Source organism: Streptomyces sp. TRM64462, assembly GCF_013362995.1.
Taxonomy (GTDB): Bacteria; Actinomycetota; Actinomycetes; order Streptomycetales; family Streptomycetaceae; genus Streptomyces.
The window spans coordinates 1-8,407 of record NZ_JABWDV010000241.1 but is presented as its reverse complement, the minus strand read 5'-3'; the positions used below and the strand labels follow the sequence as shown (position 1 = coordinate 8,407).

5 protein-coding genes are annotated in these 8,407 nt (G+C 72.7%); 2 read left to right on the top strand and 3 right to left on the bottom strand.

All coding sequences use genetic code 11. The features are described from left to right. Positions 1-691: 691 nt before the first annotated feature. Both HTZ82_RS11415 and HTZ82_RS11410 read right to left on the bottom strand, forming a co-directional pair. On the bottom strand, positions 692-1,318 hold the full coding sequence (locus HTZ82_RS11415; RefSeq protein ID WP_175409229.1) for an NUDIX hydrolase: 627 nt from the start codon (positions 1,316-1,318) through the stop codon (positions 692-694). Positions 1,319-1,407: 89 nt separating this feature from the next. Continuing rightward, positions 1,408-3,087, bottom strand: coding sequence for a CTP synthase (locus HTZ82_RS11410; protein ID WP_175409228.1), 1,680 nt, complete (start codon positions 3,085-3,087; stop codon positions 1,408-1,410). Positions 3,088-3,601: 514 nt separating this feature from the next. Between HTZ82_RS11410 and HTZ82_RS11405 the strand changes: the two genes are divergently transcribed. After that, the gene (locus HTZ82_RS11405) at positions 3,602-5,404 is read left to right on the top strand and encodes a glycoside hydrolase family 15 protein (protein ID WP_175409227.1); all 1,803 of its coding nucleotides are present in this window, start codon (positions 3,602-3,604) and stop codon (positions 5,402-5,404) included. On the opposite strand, the gene HTZ82_RS11400 is transcribed toward HTZ82_RS11405, so the two are convergent. Then, entirely contained in the window at positions 5,401-7,083 is a 1,683-nt protein-coding gene (locus HTZ82_RS11400) for an NAD(P)/FAD-dependent oxidoreductase (protein WP_175409226.1), read from the bottom strand. The two genes, HTZ82_RS11405 and HTZ82_RS11400, sit on opposite strands and share 4 nt — an antisense overlap. Positions 7,084-7,328: 245 nt before the next feature. On the opposite strand from HTZ82_RS11400, the gene HTZ82_RS11395 reads away from it, so the two are divergent. Continuing rightward, positions 7,329-8,407, top strand: a 1,079-nt coding sequence (locus HTZ82_RS11395) for a PucR family transcriptional regulator ligand-binding domain-containing protein (protein WP_175409225.1), incomplete at its 3' end; no start/stop codon positions are given.

Genomic DNA, 8,407 nt, shown 5'->3' with positions numbered 1-8,407 from the left:
GGCCGTCCCTGGGGTCAGCCCCTGCGACGGGCACGATGCCGGTACCGACAACCCGCACCCGGGCCACCTCCTCGGCACCCAGCCGCCGCGCCGTCCCGGCATCGGCACACCGCGGGGCCTGGCCGCCACCACGGGGCTCGGCCTCCCGTCCCGGCGAACCGGGCGAGGCACCCGCGCGCCCCGGAGCCTCCCCCGCGTCTCCGGGCTGCGCGGCCGGTTCTCCCGGCCGCTCGGCCCGTTCCTCGGCACCCAGCCGCCGCGCGGTCCCGGGTTCGGACGCACTGTCCGCAGGGTCACCCATAACGGGGAACGGGCTCGCGGTCGGTTCCGGTGTCGCGGGCTCGGCCGTGGACGCGCGTGCCGGGTGGTGGCGGGGGCGCCGTGGGGGCTTGGGCGGGCGGCCCGTGCGGGTTTCCGGCGCCGGGCGCGCCGCCGCGTCGGCGCCGTCGTCGGGAGTGGTCGGTGCGGGAGTGGTCGGTGCGGGGGTGGGGGGCTGGTCGGCGTCGCCGATGTTCACCGCCTGATCCGTCACGGGCCACGCTCCCGTCCGCCTGCGCACGAGCCGATCCCGCCGGGTCTCCGTACGGGTGATCCGAGCGTAGTTCAGCCGCGTCGGCGTTCCGTGCCGTGCAGCGCCCGCACATCGCCCGATCGGATCAGCCGATCGTCACACCAGCGCCCGCCGGTCGCCTCACGCGGAGAACGGGCGCGCCGGCCACGGCGCCTCCGCCGGGCGCAGGGCGTCGAGGCCGTCGCCCGCACGGGCCGCCAGGACGGACAGGACGCCCACCACCAGGCAGGTGTTGTGCAGGTCGCCCGCGAGGACCCCGGCCGCCAGCTCGCCCAGCGGCACCCGCGCCAGCTCCATGTCGGCCTCCTCCTCGGAGACCTCGAAGCGCTCGCCGTCCGCCGCCGACAGGTCACGGGCGAGGAAGACCCGTACGGCCTCGTCGCAGCCGCCCGGCGTCGTGTAGACGTCCGTCAGGACGCGCCAGTCCTCGGCCTTGATGTGCGCCTCTTCGTACAGCTCCCGCTGGGCCGCCCGCAGCGGGTTCTCGCCGGGCACGTCGAGCAGCCCGGCGGGGATCTCCCACAGCTTGTGGCGTACGGGGTGGCGGTACTGGCGCAGCACGACGACCCGGTCCTCGTCGTCCAGGGCGAGGACGGCGACCGAGCCGGGGTGGACCTGGTAGTCGCGGCGTACGACGGAACCGTCCGGCATGACCACGTCGTCGGTGCGGACACTCGTCTTGTTGCCCTGGAACGGGGTCGCCGTCGCGGTGACCCGCCACTCCTCGGGCGTGTCCTTGATGGTCATGCTGCGCACTTCCTCCTCGCGCCGAAAGCGGAAAACCGGGGCACGGGCCCAGTGGGCGGCCGTACCCCGGTCAACCGTATCTCCCTCGCCTACTTGCCGGACTTGGCCGCCTGCTGGCGCTCCACCGCCGCCTTGACCAGGCCCGCGAAGAGCGGGTGCGGGCGGGTCGGGCGCGAGGTCAGCTCCGGGTGGGCCTGGGTCGCGACCAGGTACGGGTGGACGTCGCGCGGGTACTCGACGTACTCGACGAGCTTGTTGTCCGGGGAGGTGCCGGAGAAGACGATGCCGGCCTTCTTCTCCAGTTCCGCGCGGTACGCGTTGTTCACCTCGTAGCGGTGGCGGTGGCGCTCCTCGACGTACGGCTGGTCGCCGTAGGCCTCGCGGACGATCGAGCCCTCGGCGAGCTTCGCCGGGTAGAGGCCGAGGCGCATGGTGCCGCCCAGGTCGCCGGCGCCCTCGACGTACGCGAGCTGCTCCTCCATCGTCGAGATGACGGGGTGCGCGGTGGCCGGGTCGAACTCGGTGGAGTTGGCGTCCGGGATGCCGGCGAGGTTGCGTGCCGCCTCGACGACGATGCACTGGAGGCCCAGGCAGAGGCCGAGCAGCGGGATCCTGTTCTCGCGGGCGTACTGGATCGCGCCGACCTTGCCGTTGACGCCGCGCTCGCCGAAGCCGCCGGGGATGACGACGGCGTCGACGTCGCCGAGCTGCTGCGCGGCGCCGGCCTGCGTCTTGCAGTCGTCCGACGTGACCCACTTGACCTTGACGCGGGCCTTGTTGGCGAAGCCGCCGGCGCGCATGGCCTCGGTGACCGACAGGTAGGCGTCGGGCAGGTCGATGTACTTGCCGACGAGCGCGACCGTGACCTCGTGGTCGGGGTTGTGGACGCGGTCCAGCAGGTCGTCCCACGTCGTCCAGTCGACGTCGCGGAACGGCAGGTCCAGCTTGCGGACGACGTAGGCGTCGAGGCCCTCGGTGTGCAGGACCTTCGGGATGTCGTAGATCGACTTGGCGTCGATGGCCGCGACCACGGCCGCCTCGTCGACGTCGCACATGAGGGAGATCTTGCGCTTGATGGCCGTCGGCACGTCGCGGTCGGCGCGGAGCACGATCGCGTCCGGCTGGATGCCGATGTTGCGCAGCGCGGCGACGCTGTGCTGGGTCGGCTTGGTCTTCAGCTCGCCGGAGGGGCCGATGTACGGCAGGAGCGAGATGTGCACGACGAAGACGTTGTCGCGGCCGACCTCGTGGCGGACCTGGCGGACGGTCTCCAGGAACGGCAGCGACTCGATGTCGCCGACGGTGCCGCCGACCTCGGTGATGACGACGTCGACGTCGTCGGTGGCCATACGGCGGATGCGGTGCTTGATCTCGTTGGTGATGTGCGGGATGACCTGCACGGTGTCGCCGAGGTACTCGCCGCGCCGCTCCTTGGCGATGACCGTGGAGTAGACCTGGCCGGTGGTGACGTTGGCGGAGCCGTCGAGGTCGACGTCGAGGAACCGCTCGTAGTGGCCGATGTCCAGGTCGGTCTCGGCGCCGTCGTTGGTGACGAACACCTCACCGTGCTGGAACGGGTTCATCGTGCCCGGGTCGACGTTCAGGTACGGGTCGAGCTTCTGCATCGTGACCCGCAGTCCCCGCGCCTTCAGGAGCGCACCCAGGCTGGAGGCGGTCAGCCCCTTGCCGAGGGAGCTGGCGACACCCCCGGTGACGAAGATGTGCTTGGTCGTCGTGGCTGTGCTGTTTCGAAAAGCAGCGGGCGGCATGGCCAAGAGGGGGCTCCCGTGGTCGCGGTCTGGAGGTGCGTACCGGCGTCCGATCCGGAGATCCTGGAAGGGAAGAACCCGAGGTCTCCGGGGGTGCCGTCGCTGCGGTTCGGGGGCCGCCGAATCGTTCTGCGGCGCCCACCGGTCCACGGGCTACCAGGGTATCAGCGACGGAGGGTGGCCGCTTCCGGCCACACGCCCCACACAAATCGGCCACTGTTTGCTCATGTTCGGATCCGTTCGGGGGTGTGCGAAACAGATGAGCGTGACCGGCGGTGCATGCATTCGCACAGCGGGGTACTGGCTCACTCGTCCGGCTCACTCCGACTACCAGGAAGATCACACAGAGGCCCCGGTGAGGTCGTATCCTCGTCGGACACCCGTTGCCGAGTCAGGCCCGCATACGGCACCACCCCCGCCCGTCACCCGGGATCCCCTCGCGTCAACGATCCTTGACCCTGACCCCAGTAAGCGCCCCGCGGGGCGAACGTGGCCGTTCGACTGGAGATTGCACGTGGCCGGGCGCATCGAGGACTACGCACTCATCGGAGACATGCAGACCGCTGCCCTGGTCTGCCGGGACGGCACGGCCGACTGGCTGTGCCTGCCCCGCTTCGACTCGCATGCCGTCTTCGCAGGACTCCTCGGGACCGAGGAGCACGGTTTCTGGCGCATCGGACCGATGCACCCCGAGGGCACCGAGCCCCCGGTCGCCGACCGCCGCCGCTACCGCGGCGACTCCCTCATCCTGGAATCGGAGTGGGACACCCCGCGCGGCACCGTGCGGGTCACCGACTTCATGCCACCGCGTGACGGCGCGCCGCAGCTCGTGCGGATCGTGGAGGGCGTGAGCGGGCGCGTGAAGATGTGCTCGTCGCTGCGGATGCGGTTCTCGTACGGCCGGATCGTGCCGTGGGTGCACAAGATCGACAACCGTACGGTGGCCGTCGCCGGCCCGGACTCGGTGTGGCTCGACACGCCCTGCGAGACGTACGGCGAGCATCTGACGACGTACTCGGACTTCACCATCACGCCGGGTGAGCGCATCGCGTTCACCATCAGCTGGCAGCCCTCGCACCACCCGCAGCCCCCGCTGCCCGACCCGGAGGCCGCGCTGGAGGCGACGTCCGAGTTCTGGCGCGAGTGGGTCGAGCACTGCACGTACCGCGGCCCGTACCGAGAGGCCGTGATCCGCTCACTGATCACCCTGAAGGCCCTGACGTACGCCCCGACGGGCGGCATCGTCGCCGCGCCGACGACATCCCTGCCGGAGGACATCGGCGGCGTACGGAACTGGGACTACCGCTACACCTGGCTGCGGGACGCGGCGATCACCCTGTCGTCGCTGCTGCGCACGGGCTACCGCGAGGAGGCCCGCGCCTGGCGCGAGTGGCTGCTGCGCGCGGTCGCGGGCGACCCCGAGAACCTGCAGATCATGTACGGCATCGCGGGCGAGCGCGAGCTGGGCGAGGCGGAGCTGGACTGGCTGCCCGGGTACGAGAACTCCGCGCCGGTCCGGGTCGGCAACGGCGCCGCCGCCCAGCTCCAGCTCGACGTGTACGGCGAGGTCACCGAGGCCCTGCACCTGGCCCACATGACGGGTCTGGCGCGCAACGACTACGCGTCGCTCCTCCAGCTCAAGCTGATCAACTACCTGGAGAAGCACTGGACCGAGCCCGACGAGGGCATCTGGGAGGTGCGCGGGCCGCGCAGGCACTTCGTGCACTCCAAGGTCATGGCGTGGGTCGCCGTCGACCGCACGATCAAGCTCATCGAGTCCGGCGACGCCGACGGCCCGCTGGAGCGGTGGCGCGAGCTGCGCGACGAGATCCACCGCGACGTGTGCGAGAAGGGCTACGACCCGGAGCGCAACACGTTCACGCAGTCGTACGGCTCGCAGGAGCTGGACGCGTCGCTGTTGCTCATCCCCCAGATGGGCTTCCTGCCGCCGGACGACAAGCGGGTCATCGGCACCATCGAGGCGATCCAGCGGGAGCTGTCCACGGAGGACGGCTTCATCCTGCGCTACCCCACGCAGGGCTCCGACGAGGGCGTGGACGGCCTGCCGGGCGACGAGGGCGCGTTCCTGGCGTGCTCGTTCTGGATGGCCGACGACCTGGCGATGATCGGCCGCGTCGACGAGGCCCGCCGCCTCTTCGAGAAGCTCCTGGACCTGCGGAACGACCTGGGGCTGCTCGCCGAGGAATGGGACCCCCGGCTGCAGCGCCAGGTCGGCAACTTCCCGCAGGCGTTCAGCCACGTGCCGCTGATCGACACGGCCCTCCGCCTGACCGCCTCCGGCGCGTACGGCGGTTAGCGTCCGAACTTCTGGAGGACCTCGCGGGCGGCGCGTTCGCCCTCGGTCGCGGCGCCCTCCATGAAGCCCTGGAAGTCGTACGCGCAGTGCTCGCCCGCCAGGTGGACGTTGCCCTGCGGGGTGCCCTCGTAGCCCGCGTAGCGGCTGACGTACCCGACGGGCCAGGAGGAGTACGCGCCGCCGGCGAGCGCGTGGCGGTGCCAGGCGGAGAGCTGGGCGCGGCCCGTCCAGGCGGCCTTCGTGCCGGGGTAGATCCGGTCCACGGCGGTCAGGCGGGCGGCGGCCAGGTCCCGTACGTACGGATCGGCCTCGGTCGCGAAGGGCGTGGCGGGGGCGAGGGCGGCGGCGGGGCTGCCGCTGTTGAACTGGACGAGGATGCCGCCCGCGCCCGGGTGGGTCTTCGTGGTGTCCCAGAGCTGCTGGAGCTGGTCGCCCGTGAAGGTGTCGCCTGCCGAGACGCCCGGCCACGGGCCCATGCCGCGCCAGGGCCGTGCGGTGAACTGCATGTTCAGCTTGGTGCAGGTGCCCATGCGGGCGGCTGCCAGGAGGCCCCGCATCCGGGCGTCGAAGCCGGCCGCCACCGGGTCCAGGCGCTGGAGGGCCGGGAGCGGCAGGCACAGGACGGTGTGGTCGGCGGTGACGGTCCGTACGGTGCCGTCCTCGACGAAGGCCAGGGTCTGCGTACCGTCGTCCTCGGCCCGCAGATGCGCCAGCCGTGCGCCGTGCCTGATGGTGCCGTCGGCCAGCGCGGCGGCCATCGCGTGCGGGAGCTGGTCGTTGCCACCGATGATGCGGTAGCGCTCGTCGGACGGGCCCCAGACGTTGAAGTGCCCCGGGTTCGGCTGGTAGCCCATCAACAGGACCAGCGCCAGCGCCGACTGCTCGGTGGTGTCGAGTCCGTACTCGATGCTGTACGCCACATCGAAGAACCGGCCGAGCCGGGAGGCGAACCCGCCCGGTACGCGGCTGTCTATCCACTCGCGCAGCGACATGTGGTCCAGGGCCGTGCCGTGCGGCGTGGTCCGGTTCCACATCACCTCGCCGGCCGTCTGGAGGTCGCGGCGCAGCGCCTGGTACACGCCCTTGAAGTCGTCGTCGGCCTGCGCGCGCGGGTAGTAGCCGCCGTCGAACCAGAGGATCTCCTCGGCTCCGTTGGGCCCGGCGGCCGCGAAGTCCTCGACGCGCAGGCCGAAGCGGCGGCACAGCGCCAGCATCTTCTTGTGGCCCGTGTCGATGAGCTCGCCGCCGATCTCGGAGGCCTGCCCGCCCGCCCAGTGGTCGCGCCGCGTCCAGACGCGGCCGCCGACGCGTTCGGGGTCGGCCTCGTACAGGGTGCAGCTCAGGCCCGCGTCCTGGAGGGTGAGGGCAGCCGTCAGCCCGGCCAGTCCCGCACCGACCACGGCGATACGGGCCTCCCCGGCCGGCCGCTTGGGCGCGGGGCCCGCGGCGGCCGCCGGGGACGCCGCGGCTGCGGTCGTGGCGGTGGCCATGGCGGCGGCCCCGATGCCGCCCGCCAGGCCGAGTGCCGCCGCCCGCTTCAGCAGCGCGCGGCGGCTCGTGCCCTCGCCGGCCGTGGCCCGCAGGCCGCGCAGTTCCGCGACGGGCAGGCCCAGCCGGGCCGCGTCGCGGTGGTCGGCGGCCAGTCTCTTCAGCAGGTGCATCGCCGTCGTACGTGCCATCGTCATCGGGCTCCTCGGAGAGTCGCGGGCGGGGTGGTGGTGCGGGCCCGGGGATCGCCGTCCTCGGGCGTTTCTCGTCGCTCGGCCGCGCCATGCCCGAACACCCTGGACCGCGCGTGACGCACGCCACAATCGACAGAGGGTCACCCAATCACCGTACGGGCGAGACGAGTTGTCGGTCCGTACGCCGCACGTCACGCCCGTGCGATGGGCCGGCGACGACGGCGCGGGTAGCGTCCCGCCCCATGGAGGAACAGGGCGGAATCACCGTGCGGCGGGCGCTGGAGCTGCCCGCGCTGCGGGGCGGGCTCCCGGAGGTCGTGGCGGGCGCCGACCGGCTGCACCGGACGGTGCGCTGGGTGCACGCCGGTGAGGTGCCGAACATCGCGTCGCTGCTGAAGGGCGGTGAGCTGCTGCTCACGACGGGCCTGGCGATGGGGACGCGGCCCGCGGAGCAGCGCGTGTTCGTGCGGCGGCTCGCCGAGCGCGGGATCGCGGCGCTGGTCGTGGAGCTGGGGCCGCGCTTCTCGCGGCTGCCGGCGGCGCTCGTGGAGACCGCCCGGTCGGCGGGCCTGCCGCTGGTGCAGCTCCACCGCGAGGTGCCGTTCGTGTCGGTCACGGAGGAGGTCCACACCGAGATCGTCAACGGGCACTACGCGATGCTGCGGCAGGCCGAGGACGTGCACCGGCGGTGCACGGAGGCGCTGCTGGGCGGGGGCGGGGTGCCGCGGGTGCTGCGGATCCTGGCGGGGTTCGCGGGCAACCCGGTGTTCCTGGAGACCTCCGACGGTCAGCTGCTGTACGCGGCGGACAGCGGCTCCGGTACGCCGTGCACGGATCCGCTGCTGGTGTGGGAGGGCCTGCGCGGTCAGCGGGCGGCCCGCGAGTCGCCGCCGGCGGGGTCCGTGCTGGTGGACGTGCCGGGCGGCGGCCCCGGAGGCGGTACGGGGACGTGCGCGGGCGCCGGCGGGGTGCGGGCGCGGCTGGTGCTGCCGGCGGTGTCGGGCGCGCTGCTGCCGGTGCACCGGATGGCGGCGGAGCGGGCGGCGGGCGTCCTGGCGGTCGTCCTGATGCAGGCGCGGCAGGAGGAGGAGCTGGCGGCACGCGGACGCGGCGACTTCCTGACGGACCTCGCCGAGGGCAGGATCGCCGCGGACGACGCGCCCGCCCAGGCCCGGGTGCTGGGCTTCCGGCCGGGCGACGGGCCGCTGCTGCCCGTGGTGATGCGGGTGGCCGCCGAGCAGTCCCCGGCCGGCGGGTGGGCGCTGCTGGCGCGGGCCGTCACGGAGGAGCTGGCGGCCGTGGGCGTGCCGGTTCTCGTGGG

Bases quoted from the DNA above. Each gene is read 5' to 3' on its own strand.
- HTZ82_RS11415 (WP_175409229.1), bottom strand. From the start codon at position 1,318: ATGACCATCAAGGACACGCCCGAGGAGTGGCGGGTCACCGCGACGGCG.
- HTZ82_RS11410 (WP_175409228.1), bottom strand. From the start codon at position 3,087: ATGCCGCCCGCTGCTTTTCGAAACAGCACAGCCACGACGACCAAGCAC.
- HTZ82_RS11400 (WP_175409226.1), bottom strand. From the start codon at position 7,083: ATGGCACGTACGACGGCGATGCACCTGCTGAAGAGACTGGCCGCCGAC.